The organism is Streptomyces sp. RP5T, assembly GCF_003933965.1.
Lineage (GTDB): Bacteria > Actinomycetota > Actinomycetes > Streptomycetales > Streptomycetaceae > Streptomyces.
In genome coordinates, this window is sequence record NZ_RSAJ01000155.1 from 1 (window position 1) to 16,638 (window position 16,638).

The 16,638-nt window shown below is 66.2% G+C and carries 17 protein-coding genes and 3 pseudogenes; 7 read left to right on the forward strand and 13 right to left on the reverse strand.

What is annotated here, in order from left to right; translation table 11 throughout:
- The 6 genes and pseudogenes from EHS43_RS47800 to EHS43_RS18240 form a co-directional block, all read right to left on the reverse strand.
- Positions 1–322: transposase (locus EHS43_RS47800; protein ID WP_260470588.1), on the reverse strand; the 322-nt coding region annotated here is incomplete at its 3' end.
- A gap of 42 nt (positions 323–364) precedes the next feature.
- The gene (locus EHS43_RS48955) at positions 365–865 is read right to left on the reverse strand and encodes an IS3 family transposase (protein WP_125191840.1); all 501 of its coding nucleotides are present in this window, start codon (positions 863–865) and stop codon (positions 365–367) included.
- Complete coding sequence (locus tag EHS43_RS18225; protein WP_125191832.1) at positions 866–1,342, reverse strand: hypothetical protein; 477 nt, start codon at positions 1,340–1,342, stop codon at positions 866–868.
- Positions 1,343–1,391: 49 nt separating this feature from the next.
- On the reverse strand, positions 1,392–2,975 hold the full coding sequence (locus EHS43_RS18230) for an IS4 family transposase (RefSeq protein ID WP_260470594.1): 1,584 nt from the start codon (positions 2,973–2,975) through the stop codon (positions 1,392–1,394).
- A gap of 853 nt (positions 2,976–3,828) precedes the next feature.
- Complete coding sequence (locus tag EHS43_RS46510) at positions 3,829–4,167, reverse strand: hypothetical protein (protein ID WP_185806298.1); 339 nt, start codon at positions 4,165–4,167, stop codon at positions 3,829–3,831.
- Between the two features lie 497 nt (positions 4,168–4,664).
- Positions 4,665–4,928, reverse strand: a pseudogene (locus tag EHS43_RS18240) (IS701 family transposase); the annotation flags it as partial.
- Between EHS43_RS18240 and EHS43_RS46515 the strand changes: the two are divergent.
- Positions 4,827–5,057: a hypothetical protein gene (locus EHS43_RS46515; protein WP_185806299.1), complete on the forward strand. Its 231-nt coding sequence runs from the start codon at positions 4,827–4,829 to the stop codon at positions 5,055–5,057. The pseudogene EHS43_RS18240 and the gene EHS43_RS46515 sit on opposite strands and share 102 nt — an antisense overlap.
- Positions 5,058–5,066: 9 nt before the next feature.
- Here the strand turns inward: EHS43_RS46515 and EHS43_RS18245 are convergent.
- Positions 5,067–5,294: pseudogene (locus EHS43_RS18245) on the reverse strand (IS701 family transposase); the annotation flags it as partial.
- Positions 5,295–5,655: 361 nt separating this feature from the next.
- Between EHS43_RS18245 and EHS43_RS18250 the strand changes: the two are divergent.
- Entirely contained in the window at positions 5,656–5,991 is a 336-nt protein-coding gene (locus tag EHS43_RS18250; protein WP_125191834.1) for a hypothetical protein, read from the forward strand.
- 122 nt (positions 5,992–6,113) lie between these two features.
- Positions 6,114–7,490, forward strand: coding sequence for an IS1380 family transposase (locus tag EHS43_RS18255; RefSeq protein WP_125191835.1), 1,377 nt, complete (start codon positions 6,114–6,116; stop codon positions 7,488–7,490).
- 307 nt (positions 7,491–7,797) lie between these two features.
- On the opposite strand, the gene EHS43_RS18260 is transcribed toward EHS43_RS18255, so the two are convergent.
- The 3 genes from EHS43_RS18260 to EHS43_RS18275 all read right to left on the reverse strand — a co-directional run bounded on the left by EHS43_RS18260 (position 7,798) and on the right by EHS43_RS18275 (position 12,527).
- Positions 7,798–9,078, reverse strand: coding sequence for an IS256 family transposase (locus EHS43_RS18260; RefSeq protein WP_125191836.1), 1,281 nt, complete (start codon positions 9,076–9,078; stop codon positions 7,798–7,800).
- Between the two features lie 572 nt (positions 9,079–9,650).
- Positions 9,651–11,018 carry an RICIN domain-containing protein gene (locus tag EHS43_RS18270; RefSeq protein WP_125191838.1) on the reverse strand — a complete coding sequence of 456 codons (1,368 nt, stop codon included), beginning with the start codon at positions 11,016–11,018 and terminating at the stop codon, positions 9,651–9,653.
- Between the two features lie 120 nt (positions 11,019–11,138).
- Positions 11,139–12,527 (reverse strand): IS110 family transposase, encoded by a 1,389-nt coding sequence (locus EHS43_RS18275; RefSeq protein WP_260470589.1) that lies wholly within the window; start codon positions 12,525–12,527, stop codon positions 11,139–11,141.
- 230 nt (positions 12,528–12,757) lie between these two features.
- Between EHS43_RS18275 and EHS43_RS47805 the strand changes: the two genes are divergently transcribed.
- Positions 12,758–12,883 (forward strand): hypothetical protein, encoded by a 126-nt coding sequence (locus EHS43_RS47805; RefSeq protein ID WP_260470590.1) that lies wholly within the window; start codon positions 12,758–12,760, stop codon positions 12,881–12,883.
- Positions 12,884–13,070: 187 nt separating this feature from the next.
- Here the strand turns inward: EHS43_RS47805 and EHS43_RS47810 are convergent, their stop codons facing one another.
- Both EHS43_RS47810 and EHS43_RS48960 read right to left on the reverse strand, forming a co-directional pair.
- Positions 13,071–13,595 (reverse strand): IS30 family transposase, encoded by a 525-nt coding sequence (locus EHS43_RS47810; protein WP_260470591.1) that lies wholly within the window; start codon positions 13,593–13,595, stop codon positions 13,071–13,073.
- Between the two features lie 152 nt (positions 13,596–13,747).
- Positions 13,748–14,026 (reverse strand): transposase, encoded by a 279-nt coding sequence (locus tag EHS43_RS48960; protein WP_369009048.1) that lies wholly within the window; start codon positions 14,024–14,026, stop codon positions 13,748–13,750.
- Positions 14,027–14,437: 411 nt separating this feature from the next.
- On the opposite strand from EHS43_RS48960, the gene EHS43_RS47815 reads away from it, so the two are divergent.
- From EHS43_RS47815 to EHS43_RS18290, 3 genes and pseudogenes are all read left to right on the forward strand, one after another.
- Positions 14,438–14,944, forward strand: coding sequence for a recombinase family protein (locus tag EHS43_RS47815; RefSeq protein ID WP_260470592.1), 507 nt, complete (start codon positions 14,438–14,440; stop codon positions 14,942–14,944).
- Complete coding sequence (locus tag EHS43_RS47820) at positions 14,922–15,362, forward strand: resolvase (protein ID WP_260470593.1); 441 nt, start codon at positions 14,922–14,924, stop codon at positions 15,360–15,362. Before EHS43_RS47815 ends, EHS43_RS47820 begins: the two co-directional genes overlap by 23 nt.
- 37 nt (positions 15,363–15,399) lie before the next feature.
- Positions 15,400–15,804 (forward strand): annotated as a pseudogene (locus tag EHS43_RS18290) (transposase); the annotation flags it as partial.
- 343 nt (positions 15,805–16,147) lie between these two features.
- On the opposite strand, the gene EHS43_RS18295 reads toward EHS43_RS18290, so the two are convergent.
- Positions 16,148–16,531 carry a DUF6009 family protein gene (locus tag EHS43_RS18295; protein WP_125191839.1) on the reverse strand — a complete coding sequence of 128 codons (384 nt, stop codon included), beginning with the start codon at positions 16,529–16,531 and terminating at the stop codon, positions 16,148–16,150.
- Positions 16,532–16,638: the final 107 nt, after the last annotated feature.

The window sequence follows — 16,638 nt, forward strand, 5'->3', positions numbered from 1 at the left end:
CAGGGCTCCTGTGCTGCTGAGTTGAGACGTCGAACACCTCTCTCAACGGCACGGGAGCCCTGTCCGTTGCGCACACCCACCGCATGACCCCGGCGTCACTCGATCGGTGGCCACGTTGAAAAGGCTCCTTGTCGCGGTGACCGTTGCGGACGTTGGTCCGTGTCGGCGTGTGCTCGTTCCACTCCGCACCGATGTGAGCACTTGCTTCTGCCTCGATCAGCTCCTGCACCATCCGCTCGGCGATGGCACGGATGAGCTCGATTCCGTCCGTCGAGCGTAGTGACTCAAGCAGCCGTATCAGGTCAAACTGGGACAGGGCCATCGTGCACTCCTCGTGGTTGAACTGGGCGTTCACCAAGGAGAGTTACGCGATGGCCCACCTCCCGGTCAGGGAGCGGTACTCACCGTTGGAAGTGCGCCCCAGGCAGACGCCCGCGCACTCCTGGCCACTGATCCCGTACACCACGACAAGGGACACCATCGGCGTCCAGAACGAGAGGTGTCTCCTTCGACGTGGCTGCGGACCAGCCGACGATACGGCGGGAGAGGGTCGCCACGACGAAAGCGCCATAGACGACGCCGACGAACGTGGCGACTGGGTGGAGTCGGCGACCCGGCACCGGTTCAGAGCAGGGGCGACGAAGTCACGGTCCACGAGTTCGGGAGCCCGCTGGACGCTCGCGTCGGGGACCGTGGTTATCACACTCTTGCCGCGGACCGCGCCGGTGATCTCGAGTTCGCGCATGAGGCGTTCGGCGGTGCGGCGGGCCACCGCGCCATCCTTGCGGTTGAGGTGCCGCCAGATCTTCCGGGCGCCGTAAACCCGGTAGCTGGCCTCGTAGGCCCATGTGATCAGGGTCTTCAGCTAGGCGTTGCGGAGGGTGCGGGCAGCGGGTGCGGCCTGGCGTTTGTGGTGGGCGTCGTAGGTGGACGGGGCGATTTTGCAGTCGTGGTCGGTGAGGATGCGGCAGATCGGCTCGACGCTGCCGAAGCGGTCTTTGTGCTCTTTGATGAACGCTACGAGCGTGTGTGTGGCCGGTCGAGCTTGGCCGCGACGAAAGACGCCGCGGCTCTGAGGATGTCGGCCTGCTTCAGCTCGGCGTTCTGTTTCTTCAGCTGCTTGAGCTCGGCCAACTCCTCGCTCGTCGTTTCCCGGCCGGGAGCCGGCGTCGATCTGGTCCTGCCGCACCCACTTGCGCAGCGTCCCGGTCGCGCCGATGCCCCGCTTCCGGGCGACCGCTTTCATCGCGGCCCACTCGGTGTCGTAATCCGGCAGCACCCCAGCGTCCATCCGCACCGCACGACGGCGCAGCTCAAGCGGGTGCCGGGAAGGACGTGCCATAACTCGATCGGGCCTTGACCCAAGGCCGGGTAGTTAGCGTCTTCGCAGGTCACGCAAGTGAGACTGGGGACCATGCTGTTGCGGCGTAGAGGCCGGGGCCGAGTTTGTGGATGAGGACGCTGGCGGCCCATCGATTCAGTTGTCTGTACATGGTTTCCAGGGTGACATCGCCGAAGTGGGCGGCGATCTCACGGGGTTGCCACAGACGCGTGGGGTCTTCCTGGAGCAGGGCCAGGATGCGGTGTCGGCGCCGCGCGGAAGGGCTGGCGTGTCGGTCGTCCCGGGAGGCCGTGGGCAGCGCGGGCTGATCCACGGGTTCGATGACGGTGACGTCGAGTCGGGTGACGGTGCGGCTGGTGTCGGGCCGGCCGTCGGCGTGGCGCTCGCTGTAGCGGGACATCGGTGACTTGACCTTGCGGGTGCTGACCCGTTGCCGACGGGGAGGGAGCAGACCGGTCAGGATCCGACGGCCGATCATCCCGAGGAGAGTGTCCCGATCGGTGTCCGCGGCGACGATACCGTTGGCCTGGATCACCTGGTCTCGGGCGGTGTGGAGCGTGATGCTGAAACTGCAGCGGTCCGGATCGGTGCCCCGGAGGGACTCGGCGGCAGTGACCATCACGGTGCGTAGGGCCTGGTAGAGCGTGAGCAGGGACCACATCTCCTGCTCGATGCCTGCCGGGTCGCCCGAACGCAGGTTGCGGCCGTTCATGATCGTGTGGCGGAGCGCGTAGTACGCCGATTCGTGTTCCCACCGCTGGTGATAGAGGCCCACCAGCGCGGTGGCGGGGTAACGGCGGGCGTCGGTCAGGGTCGTGACCAGTCGGTAGGACCCGGTGAAGGATGTGCCGTCCGCGCAGGTCACGGCGATCTGTGCGTCGATGATCCGCACCTTCACGGTGCCGATCACCGATAGATAGGAGCCGTCAGCGAGGCGCGTGAGGAGCGGCGTGCGCCGGATGCTGCGGAGCCGGCCCAAGACCTGGGCGCCGGTGTCTGTGACCTGCGCGAGGAAGGCGTTGCTGTCGAATCCCTTGTCCCACAGCACCAGCATGTCCGGCCGCAGCAGATGCAGCAGCCGGCCGGCGTAGCTTGTCTCACCCTCGGCGGTGGGGCCGAACACCGCGCCGACCAGGGCCCGGGTGCCGGTCTCGACCAGCGTCATCAACTCCAGCGTCGGATAGCCATGATGCGAAGTCCTGCCCAGCCAGGCCCGGTTCCGCTCAGAATCGGGAACCCTCAGCGAACTGCAGCCGTCGAACGACACCATCCGGTACGAACTGAAGCGCACACCTGGCGTCGTCGGCTGGGCCAGCAACCCGGCCAGCACCTCAAACAGCGCCCGCACCGGCGCGCTGCCGATCCGCCGGCGCAGGTCACGCAACGCCTTCGCCGACGGACAGACCACCGGCATCCCGGACAGACCGGCGGTCAACTTGTCCCAGACGAGGCGATAGCCGACCTCAGGGAACAGGCACATCGCCAGCAGGAAGTAGACCCCGACCCGCGACGGAAGATCACGCAGCCGCTGCTGCACCGTCCTCGTCTCCACAAGGACCGCGTCCACCAGCTCAAACGGCACGACCGCCGTCAGCTCCCCCAGATGCCCAGGAGCGAACCGGCCTCCGGCCACGGTGACCGTTCGGGTGATGGCCGTCAGCGCAGACGGCAGGACACAATGACGGGGCAACGGAGCTCCTTCGGGACAAGCTGTCTTGGTCGACTGCCTGTACCAACGAGCTCCGTTGCTCTGCGTCGGGAATCCTTCAACTCACTTGCGTGACCTGCGAAGACGCTAACTACCCGGCCTTGGGTCAAGGCCCATCCTCTCAAACGATCGAGTCCCTGCCGAACCCGGAACGGTTCAGCGCCTTTCGTGTCGTCTGTGTGGGCCGAAAAGCCTGGCTGTACGTAGTGAAGGAGGAGCGGGGGATGGTGTTTGCGTGCGACTTGAGGAGTTTTGATGGCGTACACGGATGAGGAGTTGGCTGCTGCAGTGCGGAGCCACGATTTCGAGGTGCGTGACGGGCAGCCTGTCCTGCCGTCAAGTAGCGCCGGCTTTGGGAAACGTCTGCGCCACGCGACCCTCGAACAGGACGGGACTCTGGCGAGCGGGCTGGGTCCGCGAGCGCAAGCGGCTTTGCGGGCGAAGGGTTTCGTCCTTGCCTACGACCGGTTTAACGACAGGGTGGGGCTTGCTGCCGACACACTCCGGACCGGCCGCGGACCCAACCCTGCTAAGGATGCCGAACTGGCTGCTGCAGTGCGGAGCCACGATTTCGAGGTGCGTGACGGGCAGCCTGTCCTGCCGGCAGCAACCAGTCAATTTCGGATGCGGTTGCACAACTCGATTGTCAGGGATGGGACCGTGTCGTCTCAACTGGGTCCGCAATCGCAGGCGGCTCTACAGGAAAAGGGTTTCCGCCTAATGCAGACCGAGGCTGGCAAAGTGGGGTTGGCCGCCGACACGCGCCGGGGCGGCGATACTAAGCGAGCGCCTGCAGCGAACATGGGGCAGTACGCGCCGCCTGCACCATCGGCGTACGCACCGGCCTATGCACCGCCTGCACCGTCGGCGTACGCACCGCCTGCACCGTCGGCGTACGCACCGCCTGCACCGTCGGCGTACGCACCGCCTGCACCATCGGCGTACGCACCGCCTGCACCATCGGCGTACGCACCGCCTGCACCATCGGCGTACGCACCGCCTGCACCATCGGCGTACGCACCGCCTGCACCATCGGCGTACGCACCGCCTGCACCGTCGGCGTACGCACCGCCTGCACCGTCGGCGTACGCACCGCCTGCACCGTCGGCGTACGCACCGCCTGCACCGTCGGCGTACGCACCGGCCTATGCGCCGCCTGCAGCGGCTGGGAGGTTTGGGGTGCCCGTTTTCTCTGGAGAGCAAGCTCCGGTGAGTGGTGTCGCGGCTGGGGCTGCTTGGCAGTCTTCACAGCGTAATTTGCCGTCTCTGCGGAGCCTCGGTCTGTTTCCGGAAGAGGGGCAGGGTGCACAGCAGGCAGGACCGTCAGCCCCTTCTTCTTACCGTCCGAGTACACCGGAACATGGCCGGGGAGGCCGGACAAGGTGATGATGAAAAAGCGCCGGCATGTGACAGGCCGACCGCGAACCGCACTCTCACACACATCATCCGGGATCGGGGCTGTCAAACGAGTGGTGCCACTGAGCCTCTTTCATCCTGAATAAGAGAGCATCTGATCTTAGTACTCCAGTGAGATTTCGTGTCCTGAGCTGGTTCTTCTTCGGTAATGACAGCGGCGGGCTGTGGCCTGGTGGCGTCTGCGCCAGTGGGACCGGCTCAGGGCATGCAGGCGTCTGTCCTGGTGGGGTCGGGGGTGCGGCAGGAGAGCGTCCAGCAGGCGCCGGATCTCTGCCACGATAAGTGGGGCAAGGGCTGATCCGTTTCTGCTGCCCCCCTTGCGGTGCCGTCGGCCTGGGCAGCAAGAGCGGTGAGGACGGCGTGGGCGAGCATGGCCAGGGTGATGTGCCGATACCAGCCGGGATAGCGGCGGACTTCGTACTCGTCGAGGCCGCACTCGTTCTTCGCCGCCTGGAAACACTGAACCTCTTCAGAACGGCCACCGATCGGGTGACGCCGGAAGCAACGGCCGGCATCAGCACGGCGGCAATCTCCCTGCTCGGGAGCGTCGTCAACACCTGCCACGACATCACCCTCACGAGGCACTACTGAAGAAGCTCACTCCTCGATCGCCCAGCGGGAGCCGGCGATCCGGACCAAATCGGCGATCTCGATGCCGACGGGTGCGTAGGCCAGGTAGGAGGCGATCTCGCCGGGGTCGGACAGGCTGCGGCGGGCCATCACCCACCGATGGTGGGTCGGCGGGTCGGGGTCGAAGATCAGGTTGGAGGGCAGCTTGGCCGCGGCCCAGTCATAGATCCGCGGCCCCTTGGCCCCGTCGCCGCAGGACAGCAACGACCGAATCGTCATACCGGTCACCCCCGACCAGCACACCTCAACAAGATCGTGTTACGAGCTCTTAGGGCTTGCAGAAGAACAACACGCTGATGTCCGATTCGCGTGCGCCGTCATGTGGTAGGCGGCTCGCTGATCTGCAGCATGGGGCTGACCGCGTCGTGGACGCCACGCTCTACAGCGACGGCTGACGCCGCATCCTTCCTGGTCACCAAGGACTATCACAACGATCGACCCAGAACTGGAATCAGCGTGTTGTTCTTCTGCAAGCCCTTAGAACTCCTATCGGAATGCCCAACGTGGACTTGAGGTCCACGCCGGGGGCGTGGGCGAACGCGGTTGCTAGTGTCCGGGCGTGACCCTGACTGACCTCAACACCGGCTTCCGTGACGACGAGCAGCGGCGGCGCGTCCAGAGGGTCATTCATGACCGCCTCGCAGACGATCGTGACCCGCAGGAGTGCCGCTTCCTCATGCGGTTCTGGTGGCAGCTGGTCATGTCGTACCAAGAGGTGTCGATGGACGAGCTCAGCCGGAACGTCGGTAAGCCGAAGCTGAACGTGATCGAGGCGCTGATCAGCGCGATCAGGTCATCCCATACCGAGGTCGATGCCTGGATCGCCGCTACACAGCGCGTCTTCCCGGTGATCCAGGATCGCGGCTTCAGGGCTGCCCAGGACACCGATAGTTAACCTCGCGCTTTCACGGGGTGGGGTGCCCGAGGCTTGATCAAATAAGCGGAGAGTGCTCCTGACCTGCAACGATGGGACTTGTCTAGGGTCCTGTTGGCTGCACGGAAAGAAGCACTCTCCAGGTGAAGAAGCGTATCGGGTCGTACCCGCGTGTCCGCATCGAGGGCGGCGGCCGGACGGTGGTCTCGCAGGCCGGGGGCGTGCTGCTGGTCGAGACCGTCCGCAAGACCGGCTTGGGCACCGCGATATCAGCGGCGCTGACGCCGTGGCGGAAGGTTCGGGCGGTGCACGATCCGGGCAAGATCCTGCTGGACGTGGCCCTGGCGGTCGCGCTGGGCGGGGACTGCCTCGCGGATGTCGCCATGCTGCGGGCCGAGTCGGCCGTGTTCGGGCCGGTGGCCTCCGACCCGACGGTCTCCCGCCTCCTCGACGCCCTTGCCGCCTCCGGAGAGAAGGCCCTGCGGGCCATCCGTGCCGCGCGGGCTGAAGTCCGCCAGCGTGTCTGGCGGTTGGCCGGCCGGGAAGCGTCTGATGCGGGCGGGACGGTGACCGTGGACCTCGATGGGGTGCTGGTGATCGCGCACTCGGACAAGGAGGACGCCGCACCCACATGGAAGCGAACCTACGGCCACCACCCACTGATGGGGTTCGTCGACCACGGGCCGGGCGGCACGGGTGAACCGGTCGCGGCTCTGCTCCGACCAGGCAACGCAGGCTCGAATACGGCCACCGACCACATCACCGCCGCCCAACTGGCCTTGGCTCAGCTACCGAAGAAGTACCGGCGCGGGCGCCGGACGTTGATACGGACCGACTCCGCGGGCGGCACCCACGACTTCGTCGCCTGGCTCGCTCAGCGGGGACGGTGGCTGTCCTACTCGGTCGGCATGGTGATCACCGAGCAGGTCCACCAGCATGTGCTGAAGGTTCCGGCATCGGCCTGGACGGCGGCCGTCGAGGCCGACGGCGAGATCCGCAACGGCGCCTGGGTCGCTGAACTCACCGGCGATGTCCTGGACGGCTGGCCGCAGGGCATACGGCTAATTGTCAGGAAGGAACGGCCGCCCCCCGGGGCCCAGTTGCGGCTCACGGATGCGGACGGCATGCGGCTGACCTGCTTTGCCACCAACACCTTGGGCCGGCCGATCGCCGAGCTCGAGCTCCGTCACCGGCTGCGGGCCCGGGCCGAGGACCGCATCCGCGCCGCCCGGGCCACCGGCCTGCGCAACCTGCCCCTGCGCCGCACGGCCCAGAACCGGATCTGGCTGGAGATCGTGCAGATCGCTCTCGACCTGCTGGCCTGGATGCCGATGCTCGCCCTGACCGGCAAGGCCAGGTGCTGGGAGCCCCGCCGACTACGGCTCCGCCTGTTCACCGCGGCCGGACAGCTCGTGGCCACCGGCCGCCGGCGAATCCTCCGCCTGGCCCGGCACCGGCCCTGGACCGGTCACATCACCGCAGCCCTCAACCGGCTCACCCAACTGCCCGACCCTGGCTGACCAGCACATTCCCCGTCCCTTCGACAGCACCCCAACACCCGGAGCAGTGGAATCCGGCGCCAACCCGAGGCGACACTCGGCTCTTCGGCCTCCACAGCATCAGCCCACAGCACGAAAACGGTCCACCGACTCCGTCGGCGGACCGTCACGAAACTTCGAGGTTAACGGAGTCGGCCTCCTCTTCCCGTATGCGTCACCCGAGGAGGTGGCTGACGTTGCCGAGGAACTGGTCCACCGGCGCCTGCCCGATCACGGTTTCTGGACGGAGTGCCACCGTGCCCAGGTCACGTCCCGCGGAGTGGTGTAGTCAGGGCAGCTGTTTCGGTTCCGGTTGTGGAGTGATCTGCGGTTCAGGTTCGGCTGGTTTGGTGGTGAAGATTTCGGCCATGGAGGCTTCGGAGAGGTAGCGGCGGTCGAAGACCTGCCACTCGTCGTGGAGTTCGGCCAGGACCGCGGCGGCGAGCCGGTCCAGGGCAGCGGGGTTGGGGAAGACCTGGACGACGTCGGCCCGCCGTTTGATCTCCCGGTTCAGCCGCTCCAGCGGGTTGGTCGACCAGATCTTCTTCCAGTGCGCCGGCGGGAAGTCAGCGAACGCGGTGATGTCCGTTGCCGCATCCAGCAGCATCTTCTTGACCTGCGGGAACTGCCGTCCGAGCATGTCGGCGACCACGTTCAGCTGAGTGCGCACCTGCTCGCCGGTGGTCTGCGCGAAGATCGTGCGGATGGTCGCGGCGACCATCTCCCCGGAGCCCCGCTCGATCACCGAGAACACGTCCCGGACGAAGTGAACCCGACACCTTTGCCAGGCCGCACCGAGGAAGACCGTGCGGATCGCGGCCACCAGTCCGCTGTGGCTGTCGGAGATGACCAGCTGGACGCTCTCCAGGCCGCGGGCCCGCAGACTGCGCAGGAACTTCGTCCAGAACGGCTTCGACTCGCTGTCGCCGACCTCCCCCACTCTCGGCTCCGCTCGAGCGGGGGGACCCCCATGCCCGAGGATCTCGCGGTGGCCGGTGGCGGAGATACCGGTGGCGATGACCACGGCCTGGGAGACGATCCGGTGATTCACCCTCGCCTTGCAGTAGGTGGCGTCCAGGAAGACGTAGGGGAAGACGGTGTGGTCCAGCGGCCGCTCCTTGAACGCGGTCAGTTCCGCATCCAGCTCGCCGCAGATGCGGGAGACCTCGGACTTGGATATGCCGCTGTCCGCACCGAGTGCTTTGACCAGGTCGTCGACCGAGCGGGTCGAGACACCGTGCACGTATGCCTCCATCACCACGGCGAACAACGCCCGGTCGATCCGTCGCCGGCGTTCCAGCAGCGACGGGAAGAACGACCCGCTCCGCACCTTCGGGATCTTCAGGTCCAGGTCGCCGGCCTGCGTGGTCAGCAGCCTGTCCCGGTGTCCGTTGCGCCAGGTCGTGCGCGTCTGGGAGTGCTCGCGCGGCGCGGCACCGATCACCTCGGTGGCCTCGGCCTCGATCAGCTCCTGCAGGATGCGCTCGCACACCACCCTGATTGCTTCAACTCCATCGACCCTACGTAGTGACTCAAGCAGTCGCATCAGCTCAGACTGGGACAAGGCCATCGCGTGCTCCTCCGGTCGAACTGCCCGTTCACCAGGGAGACTTGCGCGATGGCCTGCCCTTGTTCAGGGAGCATGCACCGCCAGCGGATGCACGCCCCGGGCAGACACCCGCGCGTTCCGGGACCCTGCCCGCCTACACCACTTCATGGGACGCGATCCGTGCCCACGCCGGTGCTCGACTGCCAAGCAGAGCTCGACCAGGATTTTCACCCACTCGTCCGTGCACAGCACCGCGTCGGTGAGCTCGAAGAGCGCGTCCGCGCGGCTATACATGCAGTCGTAGAACTCGACACGAAAGTGGGACAGGACGCCCAGTGCGGCGTCGGCAGGATCTGCAGGAGCGAGACTCTTCACCAGCAGCCGTTTCTTCACGCGACGTTGCTCGACACCTCGAAGCGTGAAGAACGACCGTCCTGCTGTCCCTCGAAGGCCACGAGATCAGTGGGTCGAGTGAACCGGCGAGGTTAAACGCCAAGCTAAGCAAGTGGATTGCGCCCGCGGGGAGCCGGGGCGCACGTTCATCCGTCCCGAGACTGGACGCTTACCTACCCGTGCTTGCCTGCATAGTCCCCTCATCCCCCCGAGAAGCTCCACTGATGGTCGTCGAGGTCGCTACAGGTGAAGACCGTGACATTGGTGTGCGCAGCCTTCTTGTCTGCTCGCGCCAGGTCGAGGCACATTTTTCCACTCTTCTGGTTACGGATCCAGTACGTATCATTGGGACGCTTGTCCAACTGCCAGAGCTGGTTGTCCTTGTCACTGGGGTTGCAATGAAATAGCCCCACGGGTGACGCTTTCGCATCCGGGCCATAGTTAGGCAGGTCCAGACAGAGGCCGGACCGGGCGTTGCGAATGAGGTATAGGTCAGTCCCAGCGGCGCCACTGCCTTCGGAGGCCAGGTCTAAAACCCACCCCTGGTTCCCTCCGCCAAATGCACGGCAGGTGCTGTCTTTGACCTGCCTCTTAGGGGTGCCCTTACCGATCCCGGGAACATCAAGGCAAAAGCCGTACTTCCTGTTCTTGATCTGAACCTCGCCGCTGGGGATACCGCTCCTGGTATTCGGATGGTGTGTCGCCGTCGGCGCACCTGATGTCGAGGCGGCAAGAGATGGGGGCGGCAGAGCACCGGCCGTGACGTGGGTCGGCGAGGGCTTGAGCGTTGCCGACGTCGTCCTGTTGCTGCCTTCGTCGCTTCCCGAGCTGCCGAGCATGATTAGTGGAACGATGATGACGGCCGCCGCAACGACACCCACCACCCCTAACCCCAAAGGCCGCTTGAGAAAACTGGGCGGCTCGTACTCGTCGCCCGACTGGCGAGAATGCCTCCTGCCGGAAGGCTCCGATCCTCGGCTCGGAGCTAGAGGGTGTTCTGAGGTTCTCTGCTCTATGAGTTCCGTTATTTCAGCCGTTTCACTATCCCCACCGATAAAGCTGGGGTAGTCGACGGGGCCGGTGAGCCCAGCAGACGCATTAGTCTTGGCGGACTCAGATTTTTCCAGAAATTCCGCAGAGTCGGCGGACCCGATACCGGTCCACTCGCGAGGGCCAGCAAGGCTGGTGCCCCTGCCCCTTTGCGCCTCCCCGAACTGCTCCTCCTGACGCTGCTCCACAAGCCTGCTGGAACCGTCCGGTTCAACCTGGATAATCGCCACATAATCCACAGACGGGTCAGATATGGCCGCTCTGACAGAAGAGTTCCGGCTGCGCGCATATCCGTGCAGAATTTCGAGAATTGCGGTGTCGGGTGCTTCACCTTCAACCAGCGGCACGGACATGCCATCGATGGCAACGGAGCCGTCGGGGGAGACGATCACAGGGAAAAGAGCTGGCAGATCGGGCGTCTCCCCAACGGGTTCACGCCTATCGAGATCCGTCGGTTCGCCGAGCGTGGGAGATTTACCCTCTGCGCTCGACTTGTCCGATTCTTCGTCCAGGCTCATGCCCACCCCTTCCTGGTGCGCTGTCCGCGTGGCCTCGCTCCTGGTCCGCTGCGGCTGCGAGCGGCCATGGAGAGGGAGCCACAGCGGATCCCTCAGCCTCGCAACGAACTGTGGTGCGAATCAGTTCAAGTCGAACACTGCGCTGGGTTGGGCGATGGAGGCAGCCGGTTGCGTCCAGGGAAGTGATGTACGGGTTTGACCTGATCCGGGGGTTTGCTCCGGCATCGGGATGGGGCCCGCATAGATGAACGGCCACCGGCTGATCTTCGAAGTGTCGAAGCCTCGAAGGAGATCAGCACGATGACCGCACCAGACAGTCTGCCCCTGCACGCCCTCGCCGAGGACAACCTCGCCGCGGCGAGTCCCGATCTGCTGCGCGCGATGGTCAAGACGTCGGGCGAGCGCGAGCACGGCCTGGACGTGACGCTTGCCCTCGGCTCGTTTGCGGTCGTAATACTTACGCGAGTTGGGGTCGAATCGGATGCTTACCAGCGCGGACGTGTAGAAGACCCGCTGCAAACGCCGGTGGTATCGCTGAGGCCGGTGGAGATTGCCGCTGATCTTCCCAGAGTCACGGGGTGCGGGGGTCACGCCAGCGAAAGCAGCAAGACGGTCCGGGGTGGGGAAGGCGTCCAGGTTGCCGCCGACAGCAACGAGGAACTCCGCACCGAGGACCGTGCCGATGCCCGGCAGGGACTGAATCACTTCAGCGAGTTCGTGTTCGCGAAACCGACCCTCGATGAGCTTGTCGGTCTCGGCGATCTTCTCGTTGAGGGCTATCACCTCCTTCGTCAGCGTGTGCACCATCATCGCGATGGGGCTCTCGCCCGCCACGGCGGTGTGCTGCCGTTCAGCTGCCTCGACAGCCTTGGCCGCCAGGGCCTCCGGGGAACGGACCTTCCGGTTGCGAAGCCAGGTGGTCAGTCGGCGCAGGCCAGTGCTCCGGATCGCCGCTGGGGTCTGGTAGCCCGTCAACAGATGCAGTGCCCCGCTCGTACCGATGTCCAATACGCCTTCCAGGGCCGGGAACATACTGTTCAGCAGGCCCTTGAGGCGGTTGGTGGTGCGAGTGCGGTCGGCGACCAGATCCACTCGGCGTTCGGTCAGCAGCCGCAGTTCGATGCCCGCGTCATCTCCCGGACGGATGGGCTGCAAGTCTCGCCGCATGCGGGCCTGGTCGGCGATCACACGCGCGTCCCTGGCGTCGGTCTTGCCCGCGCCGCGGTAGCTGTCGGAGGCACGGTTGACCGCGATACCAGGGATGTAGACGAGTTCCTGACCGTGGTTGACGAGCAGAGCGATCAGCAGGCCGGGCCCGCCGCCCGCCATGTCCAACGCCCACGTGACCTGCCGGCCACCAGCGAGATCCAGGACGTCACCGATCAGCCTCAGCAGCTCGGGCTCGTCGTTGGCCACCCGCCGCGACAGCAGGGTCTCACCCTCACTGTCCAGGACCAGAGTGTGGTGATGGGTCTTGCCGCAGTCGGTTCCGGCCCATATCCGGCTCATCGTGCTCCAGCTCGTCGTACGTGCAGTACAGACCACAGACGACCTCGCCGGCATTGCTCTACACAGCGACCTGTTCGCATTTCCCAATCGGCGGCCGAGTCGTCGTGGGGAGCCGGGCGGCCAAGCGTCTCAAGCCACAAACGGCAGCCTGATGAAAGCCACACCCAGCTCCCTTGGGTGCCTCAACCCTACGAATGGCTGGGGCAAGCCCAGCAAGAAGGTAGAGCCTGATGACTGCCGAGGGACGTGCGATCCCACAGCCGGAGTACCGGGACGTGCTGGGCTGGTGGAAGGTCGACCGTCCGGAAGGGCCCGGCCCGGAATCGACCATAGGCACCATCATCGTCGAGGCGTGAAGCTGCTGGTCAGCCTCTTCGGCCAACCCCCATGACCTCGACCGAGCTCGGCATGGTCTCACCGCCGACGTCGATCGCGGCTCAGCGGGCCCGCCTCACCCGCCAGGGTGGCGGGCCCCGGGGAGTACAACAGCCGGCCCCGGCCGCATGTGGCGGTCAGCGTATCTGTCGGCAAACGATGGCGAGCTCAAGCCGTCAGCGCATCACCGCTGTTCAGGAGGTCAGCGTAGCCCTCTGCCGGAGTGCGATAGCCATGGGTCCTGCGCGGGCGATGGTTGAGCTCGTGGGCGATGGCGTCCAGGTCGGCCTGGCTGAATGTGCGGAGGTCCGCGCCCTTGGGCAGGTACTGCCGAAACAGCCGGTTGGTGTTCTCGTTGGTCCCGCGCTGCCAGGGGCTGCGTGGCTTGCAGAGGTAGATCGGCATCCCGGTCTCGGCGGTGATGGCCTGGTGCTCGGCCATCTCCCGGCCCCGGTCCCAGGTGAGCGTTCGTCGTAGCTGGGGCGGGATGCCGAGGAGCCTCCTGGTGAGGTGCGGAGTGACCTGCTCGGCCATGATGCCGTCGGGCAGCGCGACGATGGCCGTGTAGCGGCTGGTGCGTTCGACGAGCGTGGCGACGGCCGAGGGCCGGGTGCTCATCACGAGGTCGCCCTCCCAGTGGCCGGGAACCTTGCGGTCCTCGACCTCAGCGGGGCGGGCGGTGATGGACACCATGCCGCGGATGATGCCCCGCCCGGTGGGTCGGCGGGCGATCTTCGGACGACGCATGGGCCTGCCGCTGCGTGAGGCTGCGGTCGATCACCTGACGCCGGCGAGGGTCGTAGAGGGAGAGGTAGATCGCTTCGTGCGAGATCTGCATGGATGCGTCACCAGGAAGACTGCCGTCGCAGCCATCCTGCGATCTGCTCAGGTGACCAGCACAGAGCCAGTTTGGCTTCCACCAGAGCGCGTAGAGCGGGACGTTGGGCGAGCTTGGCCTGCTTGGGGCGGCGCCCGCGTTCGTAGGCGGCTGCATCGGCCAAGGCTGCTCGGTAGCGGTCCCGGCCGCCGTTGCGGGCGATCTCGCGGGAGACGGTCGAAGGGGATCGGCCCAGCCGCTTGGCCAGCTGCCGGGCCGATTCCCCGGCTGCGATACCGCGCGGGATATCTCCTCGCGCTCGCTGCCGCTCAGATGCCGCTCTGACCGCTTCTGCGGCGTGAGGCGGACGCCGCCGCTCTGGTTACAGGAAGCGACGGGCGTGCTGCATTGGTGCCCCAAGTGCCCGCCCGATCAAGCTGAGCGACTGCCCCTCGCGCCAGCGTCTCCAGATCTCGTCCTGTTGAGCTGGAGAAAACCCATAGTCACGCACCTGTGCCTCCACGATCACGTGATCATCCGTAGGTGGTGCGTTGATCACTTGAGGGTGCCATCCTTTGATGACAGGCCGTCCGTGTGTCCAATGAACCCGTGCAATCAGGGGGTCCGCGGCGGCGCGAATCCAATCAGATCCGATGGCCATTGCTGACAGGGTTTGACGACAGATAGGGTCCGAGCCTCCGTATGGAAGGGGCCCTCGGTGGCGAACCTGGTCTACAAGCGGGTCTCGACCGACCAGCAGTCCACCGCCCGGCAGGATCTCGTTCTAGCCGAGGCCGGGATCGAGGACCCGGTCGTCTTCGAGGAGGCGCCGGGTACCTCCAGCCGCCTTCACCCGTTCCAGCGGCCGAAGTTCGGCGAGCTGCTGACGTACGCGCGGCCTGGCGACACCGTGCACATCTCCGAGATGTTCCGCCTCGTGCGCGGACACCAGCACATCCCCGACGTGCTCGACGTCCTGCACCGTGACCGCCTCGCCCTGCGCATCCACGACGGCGCGTTCTCCGCGATGGACCTCACCGCCCACCACCCGCGCACCGGCGAGCTGCTCTCCACCGTGAAGTTCATGGTGCAGACCCTCACCGCCGGCGAACTCCAGCGCGACCTCCAGCGCGAGCTGACCTACGACGGTCTGCGGCGGCCGAGGCCAAGGGCAGCAAGGGCGGGCGGGCGCCGCCCCCGCCGTGGCGGCCGAGAAGTCCGGTGATGTACGCACCGCGTACCTGGAGGGCCACTCCATCGCCGTCCTGGCCCGCGACCACCGGGTCAGCCGCGGCGCGATCCGCACAGCCGTCGCCGACCTGCTTCCCGACCACGCCGCCGCCGAGGAGAGCGCGCCCGCCCCGGAGTTGCCGGTCACCCTCGACATGCCGGGCAAGGTCGCCGACTACCTCCGCACCACCGACCTGGAGCCCGCCGAGCGCGCCGCGCTCGACCAGGGGACGACCGTACGGCGCGGCCAGGGCTACACCCTGCGCGTCAGCGCCGTCCCCGCCGTGCACCACCAGTTCCTCGCCCGCTGCCAGCCGCTCGACGGCGGCCAGGGCCTGCCTGCGGTCCCGGCCCAGCGCAAGGCCCGCCGCGAGTATGAGAACCGGGTCGGCGCACTCACGCCTCAACCATGATCCTTCTCAGCGCCAACCGCTGTACGGATGTTCCCCGAGGCCGGTCACCACTCCGCGATGGCTGGCCCGCCTCCCGCTCACCCGTCCCGACCACCTCCGGGACAAGGACACAAGTCTCCTCGCCGAACTCACCAAGGCCTGCCCAGAGATGGCCCAACTGGGCGCATTCATTCGCGAGTTCGCACAGCTCCTCACGCCTACCGCAGGCAACGACAAGAAGCTCGCCGCTTGGATGGCTGGGGTCCGCATGGCCCAGCTGCCCTACCTCCACGCCTTTGCGAACAGTCTCGAACTCGACCGTGCAGCCGTCAACGCCGGCCTCACCCTCCCGCACCACAATGGACGGACCGAAGGCGTCAACACCCGCACCAAACGCATCATGAGGCAGATGCACAGCCACGCGGGTTTCGACCCGCTCCGCCACCGCGTCCTCCTGCAATGACCGACCCCCTCCGTTACCACCGATTACGGGACAGAGTCACTCGTTCGGTGTAACTCCCGATCATGGAAGATGCATCGATGACCGGTGAGAACGTGGCCGAGTAGGACGCTCTCGAGTCGGCAGTGGATGTGTCGGTGAAGGCTGTGACGACCAGCTGATCGACCAGGCACTATTGCATTACTAAACCGCCCGCGCACTACTCTGGGACTCTCCCAAGGTCCTGCGGCTTCTGATCATCAAGGATGCCAGCGGCCGGGCGGCCGTGGCCCTCGGCCCAGGTCAGTGGGGCGCTCTCGACGGGCTTGAACCATCAGTAAAGCAACGCATAACCGGCCGTGGTCGGTCAGGAGCGAGAGCCGGTTATGGCGGCTGGTCCGCTCTGGGAACGTGGGGTCTTCTCCCCCACTTTCTTCACTTCGATGGTGCGTGGGTCGACGGCTTCGCCGGGGGCGCCTTCGCGGTAGAGGCCACCGGGGAGGCTGTCGCGGTCGTGCGGGAGAAGGAAGAAGACGCGGCGTTTGTACAGGCCGCTGTCGGGGTCGGGTTCAGCCTGGTCGTCGAGGAGGGCGTAGCCGACCATGCGGCCGTCACGCGCGTAGGGGGGTTTGGTGTTGCGGCGGCGGGTCTTGTCGAGGGCCTGGCGGACGTAGTCGAAGTTTTCGGGGTCTTCCAGCCACACGACCTGTTCTTCGTGGGTGAGATCGCCCTCGGTCAGTAGCGAGCTCATGGCTGTTGCCCCTCCTTCGTCTGCGGGGCCGGCCGACGGCCCGCCTCGTGGTGTGGTGTTCCGCCCGTTTGTGGACGTGGTGCTGCGGTTCCATGGTAGGTGGGGCG